The 18762-nt window shown below is 38.1% G+C and carries 16 protein-coding genes and 1 pseudogene; 7 read left to right on the top strand and 10 right to left on the bottom strand.

Going from position 1 to position 18762, the window contains the following annotated elements:
- Positions 1-118: 118 nt before the first annotated feature.
- Both IPL24_15055 and IPL24_15050 read left to right on the top strand, forming a co-directional pair.
- Positions 119-1264, top strand: coding sequence for a hypothetical protein (locus IPL24_15055; protein MBK8364926.1), 1146 nt, complete (start codon positions 119-121; stop codon positions 1262-1264).
- A gap of 49 nt (positions 1265-1313) precedes the next feature.
- Positions 1314-2393 (top strand): T9SS type A sorting domain-containing protein, encoded by a 1080-nt coding sequence (locus IPL24_15050; GenBank protein ID MBK8364925.1) that lies wholly within the window; start codon positions 1314-1316, stop codon positions 2391-2393.
- Here IPL24_15050 and IPL24_15045 read toward each other — a convergent pair.
- Complete coding sequence (locus IPL24_15045; GenBank protein MBK8364924.1) at positions 2309-4108, bottom strand: aldehyde dehydrogenase family protein; 1800 nt, start codon at positions 4106-4108, stop codon at positions 2309-2311. The two genes, IPL24_15050 and IPL24_15045, sit on opposite strands and share 85 nt — an antisense overlap.
- Positions 4109-4408: 300 nt before the next feature.
- Here IPL24_15045 and IPL24_15040 point away from each other — a divergent pair, with 300 nt between their 5' ends.
- The 4 genes from IPL24_15040 (at position 4409) to IPL24_15025 (ending at position 7570) form a co-directional block, all read left to right on the top strand.
- Positions 4409-4687: a hypothetical protein gene (locus tag IPL24_15040; GenBank protein MBK8364923.1), complete on the top strand. Its 279-nt coding sequence runs from the start codon at positions 4409-4411 to the stop codon at positions 4685-4687.
- Positions 4651-5583 carry a hypothetical protein gene (locus IPL24_15035; GenBank protein MBK8364922.1) on the top strand — a complete coding sequence of 311 codons (933 nt, stop codon included), beginning with the start codon at positions 4651-4653 and terminating at the stop codon, positions 5581-5583. Before IPL24_15040 ends, IPL24_15035 begins: the two co-directional genes overlap by 37 nt.
- Positions 5584-5671: 88 nt before the next feature.
- The gene (locus IPL24_15030) at positions 5672-5953 is read left to right on the top strand and encodes a hypothetical protein (protein MBK8364921.1); all 282 of its coding nucleotides are present in this window, start codon (positions 5672-5674) and stop codon (positions 5951-5953) included.
- Positions 5954-6028: 75 nt separating this feature from the next.
- Positions 6029-7570, top strand: coding sequence for a T9SS type A sorting domain-containing protein (locus tag IPL24_15025; GenBank protein ID MBK8364920.1), 1542 nt, complete (start codon positions 6029-6031; stop codon positions 7568-7570).
- 615 nt (positions 7571-8185) lie between these two features.
- Here the strand turns inward: IPL24_15025 and IPL24_15020 are convergent.
- Positions 8186-8362, bottom strand: coding sequence for a hypothetical protein (locus IPL24_15020; GenBank protein ID MBK8364919.1), 177 nt, complete (start codon positions 8360-8362; stop codon positions 8186-8188).
- A 302-nt stretch (positions 8363-8664) separates the two neighbouring features.
- Between IPL24_15020 and IPL24_15015 the strand changes: the two genes are divergently transcribed.
- Complete coding sequence (locus IPL24_15015) at positions 8665-10938, top strand: T9SS type A sorting domain-containing protein (protein ID MBK8364918.1); 2274 nt, start codon at positions 8665-8667, stop codon at positions 10936-10938.
- Positions 10939-11120: 182 nt separating this feature from the next.
- Here IPL24_15015 and IPL24_15010 read toward each other — a convergent pair whose 3' ends face one another.
- The 8 genes and pseudogenes from IPL24_15010 to recQ all read right to left on the bottom strand — a co-directional run bounded on the left by IPL24_15010 (position 11121) and on the right by recQ (position 18659).
- Complete coding sequence (locus IPL24_15010) at positions 11121-11855, bottom strand: hypothetical protein (protein MBK8364917.1); 735 nt, start codon at positions 11853-11855, stop codon at positions 11121-11123.
- Between the two features lie 74 nt (positions 11856-11929).
- Positions 11930-12274 carry a DUF5615 family PIN-like protein gene (locus IPL24_15005; protein MBK8364916.1) on the bottom strand — a complete coding sequence of 115 codons (345 nt, stop codon included), beginning with the start codon at positions 12272-12274 and terminating at the stop codon, positions 11930-11932.
- Positions 12275-12496, bottom strand: coding sequence for a DUF433 domain-containing protein (locus tag IPL24_15000; protein ID MBK8364915.1), 222 nt, complete (start codon positions 12494-12496; stop codon positions 12275-12277).
- A 158-nt stretch (positions 12497-12654) separates the two neighbouring features.
- On the bottom strand, positions 12655-13977 hold the full coding sequence (rseP, locus tag IPL24_14995; protein ID MBK8364914.1) for an RIP metalloprotease RseP: 1323 nt from the start codon (positions 13975-13977) through the stop codon (positions 12655-12657).
- A 128-nt stretch (positions 13978-14105) separates the two neighbouring features.
- Entirely contained in the window at positions 14106-15287 is a 1182-nt protein-coding gene (locus IPL24_14990) for a 1-deoxy-D-xylulose-5-phosphate reductoisomerase (GenBank protein ID MBK8364913.1), read from the bottom strand.
- Positions 15288-15439: 152 nt separating this feature from the next.
- The gene (locus IPL24_14985; protein MBK8364912.1) at positions 15440-15721 is read right to left on the bottom strand and encodes a hypothetical protein; all 282 of its coding nucleotides are present in this window, start codon (positions 15719-15721) and stop codon (positions 15440-15442) included.
- 164 nt (positions 15722-15885) lie between these two features.
- A complete protein-coding gene (locus tag IPL24_14980; GenBank protein ID MBK8364911.1) occupies positions 15886-16299 on the bottom strand; it encodes a hypothetical protein in 414 nt (137 codons plus the stop codon).
- 172 nt (positions 16300-16471) lie between these two features.
- A pseudogene (gene recQ / locus IPL24_14975) lies at positions 16472-18659 on the bottom strand (DNA helicase RecQ).
- Between the last annotated feature and the right edge of the window lie 103 nt (positions 18660-18762).

Raw genomic sequence — 18762 nt, 5'->3', positions numbered from 1 at the left:
TTCTAATGACTCTTTGGATATTAATTGTCTAGATCTGGTTACAGTTGATACTATGATAATAGATGCCATGCCTATATACAATTTAGCAGGCTTACAATATTTTACTGGTTTAAAAAGTTTGACAATAACTCATTGCCCGTTAAGTTTTGTTCCTGCTTTACCTGATAGTTTGTCTTATCTACAGGTTGCTTACGATAGTAGCATTACAAGTTTACCTACCTTACCAAATGGCCTCATTACACTGACGTGTAATAATAATAATCTAATTTCACTTCCACAGCTTCCGCCAAGGTTAGTCAACTTACATACTTTCCAAAATCCTTCCTTACATAGTCTTGGAAATTTACCATCTAGTCTTGAATATTTGCATTGTGGTAGTGACAGCCTTACCAGTTTTCCATATGCACCAAACCTAAAACAAATCTATGCTGGTTTCAATCAAATTTCATCCATATCATTATTCCCACCCCAGTTAGAATTGCTAGATATAGATAATAATGGAATTAGTTCGTTGCCTCCTTTACCCGCTTCGATTAGAAACTTGTCTAGTAGTTTCAATTTACTTACAAGTTTTCCGGAATTACCAGATAGTATTGAACTGCTTGGATTAATGGAGAATAATATCTCCCAAATAGACTCTTTCCCGAAATATTTGAGATCGCTAAATATCTCATTTAATAACCTGGATTCAACCCCTCCTTTTCCTGAAAGAATAGAAAAAATTGCTATTGCATACAATAATATTTCTGTTTTGCAACCGATTCCAGAATCTGTGACTGATCTTGAATGTTATGGTAATAACATTACTGAATTACCGGTTCTTCCATTAAATCTTGATTGGCTGTGGATAGATGATAATCCAATTTCATGTCTACCTCCTCTAAATAGTGTCGATTGGATCAGGATAGGTGGAACACATATACATTGTCTTCCAAATTACATTCAATATAATCAAGCTGATGTAGACCTTGATACTTTTCCATTGTGTGAACCTTCTTCTCTTTGTCCTGTCAATTGGAATATTTCCGGAAAAATTTATCAGGATGATAATTTGAATTGCATTGCTGACCCTTTGGAGAATGGTTTAAGTCAAATTCCGGTCGTTCTTGATTCTGCGGGAATAACTTTGCAAACGTTTTTGCCTAATGGCTCAGGAAATTATTCGTTTCGTGCTGAACCCGGAATTATAAGTTGCGAATTGATGCTGCTCCGCTTCCATTTCTTTATGCTTGTCCTTTTAACGGAATTGACAGTGTTATTTTAACTCCTATAAACTCACAGTTGATTCAGTAGACTTTTCAGTCGCTTGTAATGTGTATGCAGACTATGTTTCAAATTCCATTACGCCATCAACTCAGTTTCGTCCGAATCATTTTGTAGAGTTATATATGAATGCAGGTGAGATCAGTCAGAACTTTTCAGGAAATTGTTTTTCTGATTCAGGGAGAGTAACCGCTACATTTAATGGACCTGTTCATTATGCAGGACCATCTACTGGTGCATTAATTCCTGACTATCAGAATTCGGATTCTGTTATTTGGGTAGTTTCTGATTTCTCATTGATTGATCCTAATGTTGCTTTTAATATAATGCTGTCTACCGATAGTGCAGCACAAAACGGAGATACAATTTCAACAACGTTGAATATTTCTTCGGGTGTAGAATCTAACCTATCCAATAATTTTAAAGCCCAATATTTTCTGGTGAGATCATCTTACGATCCAAATGAGAAGATCGTTTCACCTGAAAAAGCTGATACTTCTGTCCATCTTTTTACATATACCATTTATTTTCAAAATACAGGAAATGTCTTTGCGGATAATATTTATATCATCGATACTCTTGACAGCGATCTTGACCCAAACACTTTTCAATTTATAACATCAAGTCATGATGTTGTTACGCAGTTGCTTCCCGGAAACATATTAAGATTTAATTATCCAAATATTAATCTTGCAGATAGTTTTTCCAATGAACTTGCAAGTCACGGATTTTATAAATTTAGTATTAACAGAAAAGCTAATACCGGAGTCGGTTCGGAAATAAATAATAAAGCAAATATTTATTTTGATTTCAATCAGCCCATAGAAACTAATATCTGTTCTGTAACAATTGAGGCGATACTTTCAGCAGATAATCAATTGATGAGAGATAAATATATTCCAGTTGTTTATCCAAATCCATCAAAGAATGAAGTATCTATCTCTTGCGGAAGGAATTTAATCGACAAGTTGTATGTTTATAATTTATTGGGAAGTCGCTGTGATATTCCTATAAAAATAAACCCATCTGAAGCGCAATTGAATAGTCAGTCTCTTGTCGAAGGTGTATATATAGTTAAAATAATTTCAAAATCAGGAATTTTCCAGACACGCTTTGTGAAATCTAATTGATGTACTATAAATAAAAAGGACCGAAAGCAATCAATGCCTCCGGTCCTTTTTATTGATTGAACTCCATGTTCTCTGTGTCTTATTTCTCCATGCCCTCCGTGTTTAAAAAAATAAAAGCATGGAGCTTTCCAATCACCCAACAATCTCCTCACCAGTATCAAACACAATCCCCTGCGCCAACGGCAACTCCGTTGAATAGTTGATAGTATTTGTCTGACGACGCATATATACTTTCCATGCATCACTTCCTGATTCACGACCACCCCGGTTTCTTTTTCACCACCGAATGCACCACCGATCTCAGCGCCGCTGGTTCCGATGTTTACATTTGCAATTCCGCAATCACTTCCTTCGTGTGAAAGGAACTTTTCTGTCTCAAGCATGTTGCGTGAGAAGATCGCAGAAGATAATCCTTGCGGAACACCGTTGTGCAATTCAATTGCTTCATCAAGAGTTTTGTATTTCATCATGTAAAGAAGTGGGGCAAATGTTTCATCACATACGATAGGTAAATTTCCCGGAGCTTCTGCGATACACGGACGCACATAACATCCACTTTCGTAACCTTCACCATGCATTACTTCGCCACCGTAAATAATATTTCCGCCTTCACTTTTTACACGCTCAATTGCATTTGAAAAATCTTTCACTGCACCTTTATCGATAAGCGGACCAACAAGCGTTTTTGGATCCAAAGGATGACCAATGCGAATGTGTTTATATGAATTTAAAAGTTTTGCTTTGAAAGTTTCGTAAACCGATTCATGAATGATCAAACGACGTGTCGATGTACAACGTTGTCCTGCAGTACCAACCGAACCGAATACTACAGCACGCAATGCCATTTCAAGATCAGCATTTTCAGTGATGATGATTGCATTGTTTCCACCTAATTCAAGAAGCGCACGACCGAAACGTTCAGCAACGATTGTTCCTACACGTTTACCGACACGAGTTGATCCTGTTGCAGAAATAAGAGGAACACGATGATCAGCTAGGAAATTATCTCCGATATATTTTGAACCACCTGCAACTAAGTTGATCACACCTTCAGGAACATCGTTCTTTTTAAGAACATCAGCAAGAATATTGTGAACAGCAATTGCACACAACATTACTTTCGAACTTGGTTTCCATACTACTGTATCACCGCAAACCATTGCCAGCATTGAGTTCCATGCCCACACAGCAACAGGGAAATTAAAAGCGGAAATTACTCCTACAATTCCGATAGGATGATATTGTTCGTACATACGATGACGCGGACGTTCGCTATGCATTGTCAAACCGTAAAGCTGACGGGAAAGTCCCACTGCAAAATCACAGATGTCGATCATTTCCTGAACTTCTCCTAACCCTTCCTGATAAATTTTTCCCATTTCATACGAAACAAGTTTACCAAGTGGCTCTTTATATTTACGTAACTGGTCACCCATCTGACGAACGATCTCACCACGTTTAGGTGCCGGCATCATCCGCCATACTTTATAAGCTTCCTGTGCTTTAACAATTACTGCTTCATAATCATTAGTAGTTGCTTGTCTGATCTTACCGATCAATGCACCATCAGAAGAAGAATAAGATTCTATCTCTTCACCTTGCGTATCCAGCCAAACTGTTCCGGTACAAGCACCGCGGTTTACATCCTGGATTCCCAGTGTTTTTAATACTTCAGCAATGCCGTAATCTTTTATAGCTACTGTTTCAGATTTCATATAGGATTTGTATTTTTTGAGAATGCAAAGGTAACCAAAAGAGCATAATATGTGTTGATTTTAGAATAGGCCTAAACAAGGATTTAGGAAAGGATTTTGACCAAAATCTAATGAATTTCCCCGATTGCCGGGATTTTTTTGATTTCTTTCAGCATTGAATGATTTATTGTATTAATAATCTGAATTTCAGGGATTATCTTGATATTGGCCCTAAATTAGAGTCAGACCAATTAAAAGCTTACTGGATTTATAAACAATCCTGAAAATCCCAAAATCCATTAAATCCCGGTCAAAATCCTGGTGAAAAAAGACTCCCTCCTCATAATCGCTCTTTACCTCCTCGCTTGCATGGCAGTTATGCCTTTTGTGAAATGGTATGTCGATAATCCGGATAGTTTGCAATATATAAATGTTGTGCAGCACATTCTCGATGGCCGGTTTTCGCTTGCAGTAAATGGTTACTGGAGTCCACTGATTTCATGGTTCCTGCTACCATTCATGATTTTTTTGACGATGGAATTGTCGCATTCAAATTTCTACAGATGGCCATCGGTATTTTTGTTATCGGAAAATGGCTGACCTTTTTGACGTTTGTCGATATTGATATAAAGTGGAAGCGTTATTTAGGTTTTGCTATCATTCCGTTTATGGTAAGCTATTCCCTTCTCAATCTCACACCTGATCTTTTGTTTGTCGGATTTCTGTTTGCTCTTATCATCGAATTGATCCGTTGGCTCGATAAACAATCTGACGGCAGCAAGATTGGGAAAATTGGTGCATTATTATTTCTGACAAAATCTTTTGGCTTACCGCTTTTTATTTTTCTATTCTGCTTTTCGATCTGGATGAAAAGTGAACGCATTCCAAAAATTACATTGAAGAAAATTCTGTTGCCATTCGGAACAATATCATTATTGTGGATCTTATTGTTGTCAGTGAAGTACGGAAAGTTCACGATTTCCGAATCAGCGAAATTCAATTTCACATACGAAGTTGCACCAACCGTTGGAAAGCAAGTGCAACTTCCTGTAATAGGAAATGGATTATTGCCACCGGCAAATGATTATGCTTTGTCAGCATGGGAAGAACCCGCTTCGCAGATTCAACTTACTCCACTTGATCCAATAGGAGACTTTAAATATTATCTCAGCATCATCAACAGAAATTTACAAAGCATTTACTTCCACGATTTCAGAAATCAACTTGGATGGGTTTTTATTTTCTTCTTCATCATTTATCTGATCAGAAAAAAATCACACGAAGTAATTCCATTGTGGATCAAGATTTCATTACTTGTAATTTGTTCAATGTATTTTGGATATAGTCTTATCCTTGTACACGAAAGGTACATCTGGATTTGCACATTGTTATTCATTCCATTGACATTTTATTTTGTAGAAAAATCATTACCTACACATACCAGAATCAGTGAATTCAAAATAATCGTATTAATCCCGATTCTGATTGTTACTTAAACGCCCTGCAAAGGAAGTCTTAATGTGCGGCGACCGAAAGGTCAACAGTCTCCAGCTATTCCACGCATTCTTTTCGCCACAAACCACAATGAGCATTTTCTATCGCCCGGACATAAAGTTCCACAACGACATTGAAAAACTACGTCGCATTATTCCTGCCAATTCTACTTTTGCTTCAATAAAAAAAACCGACAATGAAAGAGACGGTTATGCACAAACTCTGCTGATGGCATATGAGTTAAAAGGAAAATATCTCGGACAGTCTTTCGAAGTTGATTCAACTTTCAAGGGATATTTAGTTTCGTGGAAGGAAGAAAAGGGGGAGAAGGTTTTTGATTCGGAGAGAGGCGTGAAGATTTTCCTGAGATAGTTTTGTTAAGTACTAAGAAGTCTGAAATATTTAATACATTGACAACCTAAACATCAAAGTATAAAATTATAAATCATGAAATTAAAATTACTTTCCTTTTTAATTGTTATTACAGCTTCAAAAGTACTTGGACAAGCAAGTGGTCAACTAAACATTAATAACATCAACGCTAATGTTTATTCAAATGGAACTTTGTTTGATGGAGCATTTGAAGTCCCTGCAGGGAGTTTTAAAAACTCAATTTATCTCTCAAGTTTTTGGATTGGCGGCAAGGATTCTACAGGGCAATTACATATAGCTTCACAGGTTTACGGCCAAGCAGGAAACGATCTTTTTTATGGTCCGATTGCAACCAATTATTCTGACCCATCCTATCTACTGCATGATGCAGTATATAAAATTAACCGTACAACGATAAACGATCATATATTGAATTATCAAAATTCAGGATATATTGTACCGAACGAACTGAGCAGATGGCCGGGGAACGGAAATGTTGCAAACGGAGAAGCTGCATCATTGGCGCCATATGCCGATATAAATCTAAACGGAACATATGATCCGGCAAATGGTGATTATCCGTTGATCCGGGGAGATCAGGCAATTTACTTTATTTTTAATGATGCTAAAAGTGTTCATACTGAAACCGGAGGAGCAAGTTTAGGCCTTGAATTTCATGCTATGTTGTATGGCTATAATTCGCCGGATCCTGCTTTAAATGAAAGTGTTTTTTTGAATCTGGAAATTTATAACAGATCTGATTTAAATTATGATTCAACATATTTTGGATTATTCGTTGATATGGACTTGGGTGGATCACAAGATGATTTGGTAGGATATGATTCTCTAAAAAAAATCTTTTATACTTATAATGCATCTTCATTTGATCTTGTTTATGGAAGTATCGTTCCGGCACAAGGTTGTTTGAGTTTGAATAATATTCCTTCCCGATTTATTACTTATAATAATGATAATACGAATCAGGGAAATCCTGTATCTGCAAACGATTATTATAATTATTTGAAAGGGAAATGGCTGGATGAATCACCTCTTACTTTTGGCGGAAATGGTATAGGAGGAAATTCAGTTACTAATTATATGTACACAGGATTTCCTGAATGGGGATTTGGCTGGACAGAAATAGATGTCCTCAATACTCCTGGTGACAGGCGTGGCTTAATGACATTTGGGCCATTCAGTTTTGAATCACAGGAACAAAGATGCTACGATTTTGCTTTTCCTTTTGCATTTGGAAACGGTAGCCATGAGAATGCTATACAGAATGTAAGAACAAGGTCGGCAACACTTCAGAATATATATGATTCCTGTAGCTGTACATGCAGTTTCCATACCTCTGTCATTCCTGTCTCATCTGCCTCAACTCTGAAATTTTATCCGAACCCGTCAAATGGAAAATTTCAGATAGATACAGAAAAATTAAATCTTTTGAAATCGGATGTCATTAGCGTCTATTCGTCAATTGGAAACCTTATAATTAAAAGCAATACAATTGATTCACATCATGTAGTGGATTTAAGTGAATATCCTGATGGTATTTATTTTGCAAAGATTACTTCAATGAATAAAATATATTCAGCGATATTAATCAAAGATTAATCTCTGTAATTGCATCATTATGCTATTGGCAAATAATCTCCCTGTGAACTCGCCTGTATTTTATTACAGTGGATTTTCCATTCATATCATTGTCATATTTTAAGATCATTAAAGAGTCTGATAATTCGAATATTGTCAGATCGTTCAGGGAAGGATTGCCATTGTCTACAAATGATCCTATTGGGTTAATATTTATTTTAGAAGAATAGTTTTTTAATTTCCATTGCCCCAAATATTTTATTTCATGGTTTATTCGTTCGAAAGTAAAATTGCTAAGCATCCTGAGACTGTCGCAATCTTCCGATTTAATTTTATACGTTAAGTGAGACTTTAAATTAAGATCATGCTCGGTAAATTCAAATGAGATTCATTCGTGACTGATTTTTTGATGGACCGGTTCAGGTTTCTGATTTAGAACAAAAAGAAAAAGTAATAAAATAGTATTCAATATGCAATGATTTTAAATATACAAAGTTTACCCGGATGAAGATATAAATATTCTTTTGTTTAAAGTGTAAGGGGTTTAAAGTGCTTTGAAACACTTTAAACCCCTTACACACTTTAAACAAAAATAATAATTACGCAATCTTTGTGAACTTGTCCCTGCAATATTTATTACTCTTCCAATTCCTTAGTCACCTTCACCGCTTTCTCCATCTCAGCCTCATTATTCTGACCCTTCTGATTTGGATCTTTCGGATCAGGTTTTTGTTTATTAAAATCCTGATTGGTTTTTTCTTTCATCATATCCTTATTTTCCGGAGTTGTAGTGTCCTTTTTGGTTTGTTTCATGAGTATTTGTTTTAATCGGATTAATATATAAAAATATGCCACCTTTCTTTGATTTGAAGAGTGAAATAGAGACTAAACAATACTACATAATTAATGTAGGTATTTCCTCAAAACTCTCATCTCTTCCCAATTCAAACATCATTCCTACCTGCTGAGCATATTTTTTTATAGAAGGATTGATAATGTTGACACATTGCGCAGGAAACTTAACGGACAGACATTTTTATTATTAAGTAAAAACGTCTGCGCTAAATCTGCGAGATCCGCGGGAAATAAAAAAAATCTAAAGTAAATAACAGAAAATGAAAAAAATTCTCCTCCTCTTACTATTGACCCTGCCCTTATTTACCAAAGCCGATTTCTCAATCGACTGGACAAAAGTTCCCGACCTTGCTGCGAATCTCGGAACTTACTTGGTTGTTGATTCAAGCAACAATGTCTACACAACAACATTAGACAATGACATTGTACTCGAGAAACGTGATCGCTTTGGAAATTTTATCTGGCGCGCGACTTCCGTTTCGCAGATCCCATTGAATTATGAATATCCGAGTAAAGTGTTTCTCGATCCGCAATCAAATCCGGTTGTGATCGGTTTCCGGTATCAGCATTCCAGTAGCGGAAGAATTTCCAATTCACTGATCATTCTTAAATACGACCAGAATGGTAATCTTATCTATAAAAAAAATATCGATGGGAATTACAGTCCGCATAACAACAGTACCTATTGGACAAAGCTTACAGGACAGATGGATGCTGACGGTTATCTATATCTGGCTACAGGTGGTAATGTGGACAATAATCCCATTGGCATGAACATAATCAAAATTGATCCTGCAGGAAATATTGTACGCATCAGCACCAATACATTTCCTTCATCAACCAATTTTCATTTCATCAGTAATATTTTTCTGAATCATGATAAAGTAGGAGTAACCGGAGTAACAAGTTATTCATCTGCCAATTCAACATCATGGTTGATGGATACAAGCGGAGTAACACTTTGGGATTCTATAAATGTTGGTGTGCAGGGAAAAGATCTTTTCATAGATACAGTTGGAAACTCTTACATTCTTTCATGGGAAGCAGTGATACCTGTGGCAGATGTATTGCTATATAAGTATGATGTTGCCGGAAATCTTCTATGGACACGACAATATGATCTTGGCGGTTACGATATCTCTTCTAAACTCCGGACAACTTCTGATGGGAAACTGATAATCATGGCATACAGTACAACAACCGGCGGCAGCAATTACGTTGACTGGCAGACAGTGAAAGTAGACACCTCCGGAAATATTCTCTGGCAAGATCGATACAATGAACATTCAGGCAACGATGAAATTCCGTATGATCTGGCAACTGACAATCGCGGTAATACATTTGTAACAGGCATTGGCGGACCATTTCCAGGTGGCTCTACTTTGAGTGCGAGACAAATGGTTACAGTGAAATACGATTCAACCGGAGCGCGTGAGTGGGTAAATGCGATCGATACGATCAATGAATACCTGAGCGGTGTTTCAATTGCAAAAGGTTTTGACAGCAGTCTGTTTGTTTTAGGTGATGTGAACACATTCATTGTACACTATCTTGATCACACAGGAAGTGATCCGTGCAGTGTGCCTACCGGCATCAATGCAATCAATATAACAGGTAATTCTTCGACGATCACATGGAATGCAATTCCGAATGCATATTTGTATCACGTACAATATAGAATTGATTCATCGCTTATCTGGCAAACGTATTCAACTAATCAAACGCAACTGCAGATCTATCCACTGTACTCGGGAACAGTTTACGAATACCAGGTAGAAGCCATCTGCAACAGCGGTCCAACCGGCTATTCATCCGTTCAGCAATTCAATACAACAGGATCCGGTTATTGCGCATCAAGTGGAGTAGATGCAACAAATGATTTCATCGATCTTGTTTACATTGGAACTATGCTTAACAGCACGGTATCAGATAGCGGCTATGGTGATTACACATCTATGATTATTAACATGACTTCCGGCAATACCTACAACATAACATTAAGTGCAGAAATTCTCGGCAGTGGCGCTACTGAATTCTGGAAAGTCTGGATCGACTTCAACCAAAACGGCAGTTTCGCAGATCCGGGTGAAGAAGTGGTTTCTTATTCATCACAACAAATAGGTTGGGAGACAAGCATAATAAATGTTCCCATCACCGCATTGACCGGACAAACAAAAATGCGGGTCTCAATGAAGAATGGTTCAGCGCAGACTTCTTGTGAAGTTTTTGCTGCAGGTGAAGTGGAGGATTATGGTGTGAGCATGAATACAATTACCTCCATTGATGAAAATAATTCGATATCATCTTCAATTTATCCAAATCCGGTGACAACTGTTTTAAAAGCGGATATGAAATCAGGTTCTGTAAACACGGTGCGTATTGTATCATTAACAGGAAGTATTGTCAATGAATTCCATTTTGTTAGTGGTACTTTTGTGATGGATGTAAATGATCTTGTAGCAGGAATTTATTTTATGGAAGTAACAAATGAGAATGGGGTAAAAGCAATTGAGAAATTTTTGCTTGCTCAGTAGCAGGAAATTTTCAACACTAAGATCACTAAAATTTGTCACAAGAGCACTTATGAAAAAAGCATTGTGCACTAGTGCTAAAAACTTAGTGATCTTAGTGTTAAAAAAAATTAAAAGGATACAACTTACAATCCCTACCCAATCCCTGAGAGCGATAATATTTGACTACTTGATCAAGAAAAAATTTATTCTTTCACCTTCTTCAACGACTCAAAAACATAATCCGCCACCTTCCCAAAATTCGCCTCAACAATCCTGTCTACATTGTTTTCATTCGAAGGAAAATGTACAACAGCAACATCGCCATACAGTTTTTCGCCCCGGTGATTGTAAATGGTGTAATGGAATTTCAGATCACGACGATAAATTTTTAAAGCCAGGTCGATACAATCATCAAAGTGAGTTTTAATGTCGAATTCGTTAAGCATGACGAAATAGTCGGCATTGTATTTTTTTGCAAAATCAGGAAGCAACTGCGGGTCACGGGGAACAGCATTGATGTATGTTTTGTCGATCTCTTTCTTCTTTGTTTTCTTTCCGGTAATGGCTGTATCGACAACAGCGAATTTCTTCGGGTTCTTCATTGGTGAAGTACTGTCGCTTTCGAAAGCTAGCGAATGATAGATCATATCGATATCGCCGGTGTTGCTCGAAACAAAACTTTCATTGGGTACCTGCGCATCGTACACTTCTACAAAACGCTGATTCATTTTTCTGATAATGCCTTTGCGGAATTCTGCGCGTACTTGTCCGATTTCCATCTGCGATTCTTCAGCGATATCCTGATCGGCATCGGACATGTGCATCGCTGGCATATAAGGAATTACCATGACGGAGATCTTTCGCTCAGGAAGAGAGTCTGGAGTTTGACCGAAGAGTGAGTTTGTAAGAAGTAATAGGAAGAAGGAGAGTTTACGCACGGGGAAGAAATTTTGGGAAGTTTTTTTGGCGAAGATTTTGAGTAGTGTTTATTTCAGTGTTATACATTAATAAATCATTTATCGATTTCGATACATGCCAGTTCCATATAAATTGGATTCGAAATAAAGTCGTTAATTACTTCACTTTTCGAAATTAGTAAATCTACAATCTCTTGTGTTGTGCAATTTCCTGTTCTTAGCCAGATGATTTTGGGTGGATGGCCGTATAAATTTGCCAAATCAAAAAAATCAGAATCAAATGTTACGATTGAAAAATTATTTTCTTTAGCAAATTTCCAAATTTCCAAATCGGAATTATCTGGAAGTCCAAGATTTTTAACTTGACCGGAACCTTGAAAAAAATCCGCAAGTTTACTTATAACTCTAAAGGAAATATTCTGGTCAAAAAGTAGTTTCATTTACGCAACTCTGGTTCTATGCTCTCTATCTGCCGCATATGCCAAACAGGCTTGTATATCACTTTCGGATAACTCCGGATAATCTGCTAATATTTCTTTTACAGTCATACCTGATGCCATCCAACTTAATACATCATAAACAGAAATACGTGTATTCCGAATGCATGGTTTACCAAACCTGACTTCAGGATTTATAATTATGATTTCTCTATAGTCTGCCATAAGAATCTGTTTGTCAAATATACATAAATCAAGTTAAATTTCCGAAGCTTGATGCCAACAATTGTTGTGCAGAATTCACTTACCTAACCCTTGCCACGTACTCCAAACATTTTTACACGTTCAATAAACGCGCAACTAATAAGTGGCAAGCTCTGACACTAGTTGATCAAATGCTTCCAGATATCATTACCAATTGTAAACACCATCAAAGAAAGTAAAATCACCATTCCTGTAACTTGCGCACGCTCCATAAATTTGTCGGAGAATTTTCTGCGGGTTACAGCTTCGATTACAAGGAACACAACGTGTCCGCCATCGAGAGCAGGTATTGGTAAAATATTCATGAAGGCAAGTACCATTGAAAGTAATCCGGTGATGGTCCAGAAACGGTACCAGTCCCAGACTCCACCATAGATCGTTGCAATTCCGATCGGACCTTGCAGCGAATCACTTGCTTTTTCTTTTCCTGTGAAAATTTGTTTAAGACCTTTGATGTTAGAAACGATTGCTTCTTTAGCATCACTCGCTCCATATTTCAAAGCTGTTCCTGCTGAGTATTTTGTCAGAGCATAATTTCCCATTTCACCGTGGTAACGAATGCCGATCAAACCGGAATCATTTACGACAGGCTGGATCATTGATGTATCTGCACCACGCACTATTTGTAATGTAATAGGCTTGCCTTTATTCTCGCTGATGATGCGACGACATGCTTCCATTGAAAATGTACGCACACCGTTTACACTAACGATCTTGTCTTTCATCTGTAACCCTGCAGCTTCCGCAGGCATATCTTTGATGATGCTGTCAACTTCTAAATGGGCTTGATAAGGCGAGATAAAACTTCCCCTTCCTGCCTTTATTGTTTCTCGATAAAAACCATCAGGAACAGGAAGCGTAATTTCTTTTCCGTCACGTAAAACTGTGATCGTTGATCCTAAAATTACACGTGAAGAAACCAGGTCATTGAATCGATCAAACTTTTTTCCATCTATTGCAACGATCTTATCGTGATTCTGCAAACCGATTTTTTGTCCCAGGTCGTAAGCGTATATTCCGTCCGTTACATTATCGTTACTCAGATATTGCTTGTCGAAATTCAGCAATGTCATTGTGTAAATTGCAATACCAAGTATTACGTTCATAGTCACACCACCAATCATTACGATCAATCGTTGCCATGCCGGCTTGCTTCTGAATTCCCAAGGTTCAGCGGGCTTTTTCATTGCTTCACTATCCATACTCTCGTCGATCATTCCGGCGATCTTCACATAACCGCCAAGTGGTAACCATCCAAGTCCATATTCTGTATCGCCTTTTCTGAAACTGAAAAATTTAAATCCCCACGCATCGAAGAACAGATAGAATTTCTCTACACGAATACCGAAGGCACGTGCAGCGAGATAATGTCCTAATTCGTGAAGTGTAACGAGAATTGAAAGGCCCAGAATTAGCTGAGCGGCCATGATTAAAGCTGACATTTATAGGAATTGGTTGTTGAGTTGTTTAATTATTTCGGATTGCGAATTTCGGATTGCGGATTGTTGTTAGTGCTTAAGCGAAGATTCGAGGGGAGGCTTTAGGATTGATGAATTTTGAATTGGAGTTGTTATTTTATCTTCGAAACGGATTGAACACTTAAAAATTCGAGTGCTCTTCTACGTGTTTCTTCGTCGGTCGTTACATAATCTTCATAAGAAGGTTTTTTGACGAAAGGGATCTTGTTCATGCAGTCTTCGATGAGGTCGCTCATTTCCAGAAAACCGATCTGGTCTTTCAGGAAGGCAGCTACTGCAATTTCATTTGCTGCATTGATGATACAAGGCATATTTCCGCCTTTTTTCATAGCTACCATTGCCATTGCAAGATTACGAAAAGTTTCTGTATCGGGCGATTCAAAGGTCAACGACGGATAATTCAGAAAATCGAATCGTTGGAAAGTCGATTTCAGACGTTTAGGATAACCCAATGCATACTGAATCGGCAGTTTCATGTCCGGCAAGCCCATTTGCGCCTTCATAGAACCGTCTTCGAATTGTGCAATGCTATGTATAATGCTCTGAGGATGAACGATTACATCAATCTGCTCCGGATTAAGTCCGAATAACCACCGGGCTTCGATCATTTCCAATCCTTTGTTCATCAGGGTAGCCGAGTCGATCGTGATCTTCGCACCCATATCCCAATTTGGATGTTTCAACGCTTGTTCCTTCCGTACTGTAGAAAGAAATTCCCTGTCGCGCCCGCGAAACGGTCCGCCGGAAGCCGTGAGATAAATTTTCTCTACTGCATTATTCGCTTCACCAACCAGACACTGAAAGATTGCTGAATGTTCAGAATCAATTGGAAAGATGTTGCAATTGTTTTCAATCGCCAGCGAAGTGACAAGTTCACCTGCTACAACTAATGTTTCTTTATTCGCAAGCGCAATATTTTTCTTTGCTTCAAGTGCTTTGAGTGTCGGCTTTAATCCGGCATAACCAACCAAAGCCGTCAGTACCATATCCACATCCGGTAAAGTCACTACATCACAGATCGCTTCGGATCCTGCATAAACTTTTATCGGTAGTTCACGCAAAGCATCACGAACTTCTACGTACTTACTCTCATCGGCAATGACCACCACTTCAGGCCTGAATTCTTCTGCTTGTCGGATAAGCAAAGCAGAATTACTATTACTCGTCAGCACTTCCACATTAAAATGTGACGACTGTTCGCGAATAACTTCCAGGGCTTGTGTTCCAATACTTCCTGTGGAGCCTAGAATGGCGATATTTTTGCGTGTGGGCATGGATGCGAAGGTAGTAAAAATCGTAATTCGAGATTCGTAATTCGAGATTCGAAGTGCGCTCTTGTAAGTGGTAATTTTAACACAAAAGTTAATACAAGGCAATATAGTTCGATGATTGTCGCTGACTCGTCCTGAAAAAAGTTTACAGTTTGTTAGTTAATCCTGATATAGGTTTTGCCTCTTCCCTTTTTTCTTTTTTTTTTTTTCCCGGCCCCTCTTTTCTTTTGGTTTTTGGATTGGGTGTGATTTGGGGTAAAGGTGCTCAGGAGGCTTCGTTGTATAAAGACATAGAGTTTTTCTTCTCTCTTTTTTTTATTTTCCTTTCTCCCTTTTTTTCCTCCCTCCTCTCTCTTTCTTTTCCACTTTCCCTCCCACTTTCCCCATTTTCTTTCCTTCTCCCTCCCGTCCCCCCCTTTCTCCTTTCTCTTCCCCAAGTCTTTCTTTCTAAAAATTTTTTCTTCCCCGTGCTCAATATTGTGTTCTTGTGCTGAAAATTAGTGGACTTGTGTTTAAAAAACTGCATCCACACTCAAACTGAATTTAAGAGTAAGTTTATAGCAAGATAGCCCACACTTCACACTCCACACTCACACTAACCTTAGTCCCACCATAGACTAATAACTCTCTTCTTCTCCAGACTCTTTTCCAGATTCGCCGGAAAACCATACATCCATCCGACATCAACTTCATCCGGATATAAATTCTCAGTCAGCTTACGTACGAGATCAACAGACATTTGACCAATGATGTAAACTGCGTCAGAATAAAACCAATCCTGCGGATAATCAGCATCAGCAATTCGGACATATATACTATCGACTTCCGGATATTCTGCAATCAATTGCAAAACTTGATAAAATTCCTGAGTAGTTGGTTTGTTATAAGGAATATTTACACCGATAACTTCCTGATCTTCTATGTCAGTAAAAAATTCGTCGTAGTGTAATGCAAATTCATTTTCCGGATAGCCTGCTTCGTCGAGGCGATCGAGGATTTCATCTTTCAAGTTCATTTGATAGTGCTTTGGTGGATTTTATTTCGGATTTCGGAATGCGGACTTCGGATTAGGCATCTAACAAGACCTTCTACATTATTTAAATTTCAGATTTTGCAATACTTTTCGATCAATCGTTCGATAAGCAGTAACACAATCCGCAATCCGAATTCCGCAATCCGAAATTATTTCATTTATTAATTTGTTTCAATTCGCTAACCCGTTTCCTATAATTAACAGTTGCCTTAATTTCATTATAAGTAAACTCTTCGCCAAGTTGTTCTTTGAGCAATGTCAAACTTACATTCCCATGCTCTTCAATTTTCGTTTGAATCGTTTGCAGTTTTTCTTTGGTAACAAATTTCAGAACGTTCAATTCGCCGGTGAGAACAAATTGTAAAAGATGGTCGCTGACGGTTGATTCTTTTAGATTTCTTCTTCGGGCAATTTCCTGGATGGACATACCACTCTGATAGAGCTCAAGACTTTGAAGAAATGTTGTGGAATTGGAAATAGATTTTTTCGGAGCGGAAACAGCTGGAAGAATCTCACTCATCCGGGAGTGTGTACTTGTACGTCTGCAAAAATCATTAATGGCAGAAATGAATTGCTCGCCATACTTTGCAATCTTCACACTTCCAAATCCTGAGATATGTTCAAGGTGACTCATTTCTGTTGGAATGTACATACTTAATTCAACAAGCGTTTTGTCTGTGAAGATGACATACGATGGTACATTCTCAACCGAAGCAAGCGCAAGTCGCAATTTGCGAAGTTCGTCGAAGAGTTCTTTGTTGTAATCATTCTCCTGAACTTCTTCATACTTGCCTTTGCGTTCAGTACGCGCAGTTTTTTTCGTTTTGAAAGGATGTAATGCAACTTTTGCTTCGTTAAATAAAACATCTTTTCCTTTTGCAGTAATTTTCAAAACAGAATATTCGCCATACTTTTCTATGTAATGATAATCTTGAAGTTGTTTGAAATAATGCCGCCATTCCTCGAGAGAAAATTCAGCTCCTTTCCCATAGGTAGGCAGATATTTATGTTCGTCGTAAATTTTTGCTGTTGCAGATCCTTTAAGAAAATTTATCACATACAATGCGCCGAATTTTTCTTTCAGTCTGACAATTGCCGACAATGCTTTCTGTGCAATAACAGTCGCATCGAATGTTTCTTCCGTTTTTGTATTCAGACAGATATCACAATTACCGCAAGGTGCTTCGAAAGCTTCATCGAAATAATTCAGCAGATATTTTCTGCGACATTTGTACGTAGAACAAAAGTCTGCCATGCGTTCCAGTTTCTGCATCATGATCTTCGTTTGTGCAGCACTGGTTTCATTGAATGCAAACTTTTTCAGTTTCATCAGATCGCCAATGCTGTAGAATAGCAATGCTTGCGAAGGTAAGCCGTCGCGACCGGCACGACCTGTTTCCTGATAGTACCCTTCAATATTTTTCGGCATACTGGTGTGCACAACAAAACGCACATTCGATTTATCAATTCCCATTCCGAAAGCAGTTGTTGCAACGATGATCTTTGTTTCATCATTCTTGAATTTCTCCTGGCGCTCTGTCCGCGTTTTTGCGTCGAGTCCTGCGTGATATGCTTGTGCATTAAAACCGGCTTCGTTTAATTTCTCAGCATAACCTTCCGTGTTGGCCCGCGACAGACAATAGATAATTCCAGTTTCGTCTTTTCGTGCAGATAAAAACTCAGTGAGTTTATTGAAGTGATCATTTTTTTCTTCAATGATATACCGAATGTTTGCTCTGTTGAAACTTGAAACAAAAACTTCGGGATCGTTCAGATGTAACCGTTCAAGAATATCACGACGGGTCAACTCATCTGCTGTTGCTGTCAAAGCAATAACAGGTACATCAGGGAAAATTAGATTTTAGTTTCGACAACGTAAGATAGTCGGGCCGAAAGTCGTGTCCCCAATGTGAGATACAATGTGCTTCATCGATAGCAAAAAGCGAAATGTTGAGCCGTTTCAGAAATTCAAAAAAGTCGCCGCCCGCATTCAATCTTTCCGGAGCGATGTAAAGTAATTTTATTCCACCTCTGATTATTTCCTGTGTAAGTTGATCCTGCGTAAAACTGTCTTGCGATGAATTCAGAAAAGCTGCTTTCACGCCATTCAATCGCAATGCATCGACCTGGTCTTTCATCAAAGCGATGAGCGGAGAAATGACAACTGTAATTCCAGGCAACATTAATGCAGGTACCTGAAAGCAAAGCGATTTCCCGCCACCTGTTGGCATCAGCACCAGGCAATCTTTACCATCCCGGGCAACAGCATTGACGATATCTTCCTGCATTGGCCGGAATTTCTCGAAGCCGAAGTATTGTTTTAAAATTGATAAAGAATTCATGATGCGAAAGTAGGGATTTTCGGGCGGAGATTTTTATGGAATATGCACTTCATACATTTTTTATGGTTATAAAAAGAGGTTTTTTATTTGGAAGTGTCCGACT

It is taken from the genome of Bacteroidota bacterium (assembly GCA_016711505.1).
In the GTDB taxonomy this organism is placed as follows: domain Bacteria; phylum Bacteroidota; class Bacteroidia; order AKYH767-A; family 2013-40CM-41-45; genus JADKIH01.
Note: the sequence above shows the minus strand (reverse complement) of the source record. Positions and strands in the feature narration are given on the sequence as shown.

What these genes read in the sequence shown, in the direction of transcription:
- IPL24_15045 (MBK8364924.1), bottom strand. Translation starts at nt 4,108, where the DNA reads ATGAAATCTGAAACAGTAGCTATAAAAGATTACGGCATTGCTGAAGTA.
- IPL24_14980 (MBK8364911.1), bottom strand. Translation starts at nt 16,299, where the DNA reads ATGAACTTGAAAGATGAAATCCTCGATCGCCTCGACGAAGCAGGCTAT.
- IPL24_15025 (MBK8364920.1), top strand. Translation starts at nt 6,029, where the DNA reads ATGAAATTAAAATTACTTTCCTTTTTAATTGTTATTACAGCTTCAAAA.
- rseP (MBK8364914.1), bottom strand. Translation starts at nt 13,977, where the DNA reads ATGTCAGCTTTAATCATGGCCGCTCAGCTAATTCTGGGCCTTTCAATT.
- IPL24_15020 (MBK8364919.1), bottom strand. Translation starts at nt 8,362, where the DNA reads ATGAAACAAACCAAAAAGGACACTACAACTCCGGAAAATAAGGATATG.
- IPL24_15000 (MBK8364915.1), bottom strand. Translation starts at nt 12,496, where the DNA reads ATGGCAGACTATAGAGAAATCATAATTATAAATCCTGAAGTCAGGTTT.
- IPL24_15015 (MBK8364918.1), top strand. Translation starts at nt 8,665, where the DNA reads ATGAAAAAAATTCTCCTCCTCTTACTATTGACCCTGCCCTTATTTACC.
- IPL24_15030 (MBK8364921.1), top strand. Translation starts at nt 5,672, where the DNA reads ATGAGCATTTTCTATCGCCCGGACATAAAGTTCCACAACGACATTGAA.
- IPL24_15035 (MBK8364922.1), top strand. Translation starts at nt 4,651, where the DNA reads ATGGCCATCGGTATTTTTGTTATCGGAAAATGGCTGACCTTTTTGACG.
- IPL24_15005 (MBK8364916.1), bottom strand. Translation starts at nt 12,274, where the DNA reads ATGAAACTACTTTTTGACCAGAATATTTCCTTTAGAGTTATAAGTAAA.
- IPL24_14990 (MBK8364913.1), bottom strand. Translation starts at nt 15,287, where the DNA reads ATGCCCACACGCAAAAATATCGCCATTCTAGGCTCCACAGGAAGTATT.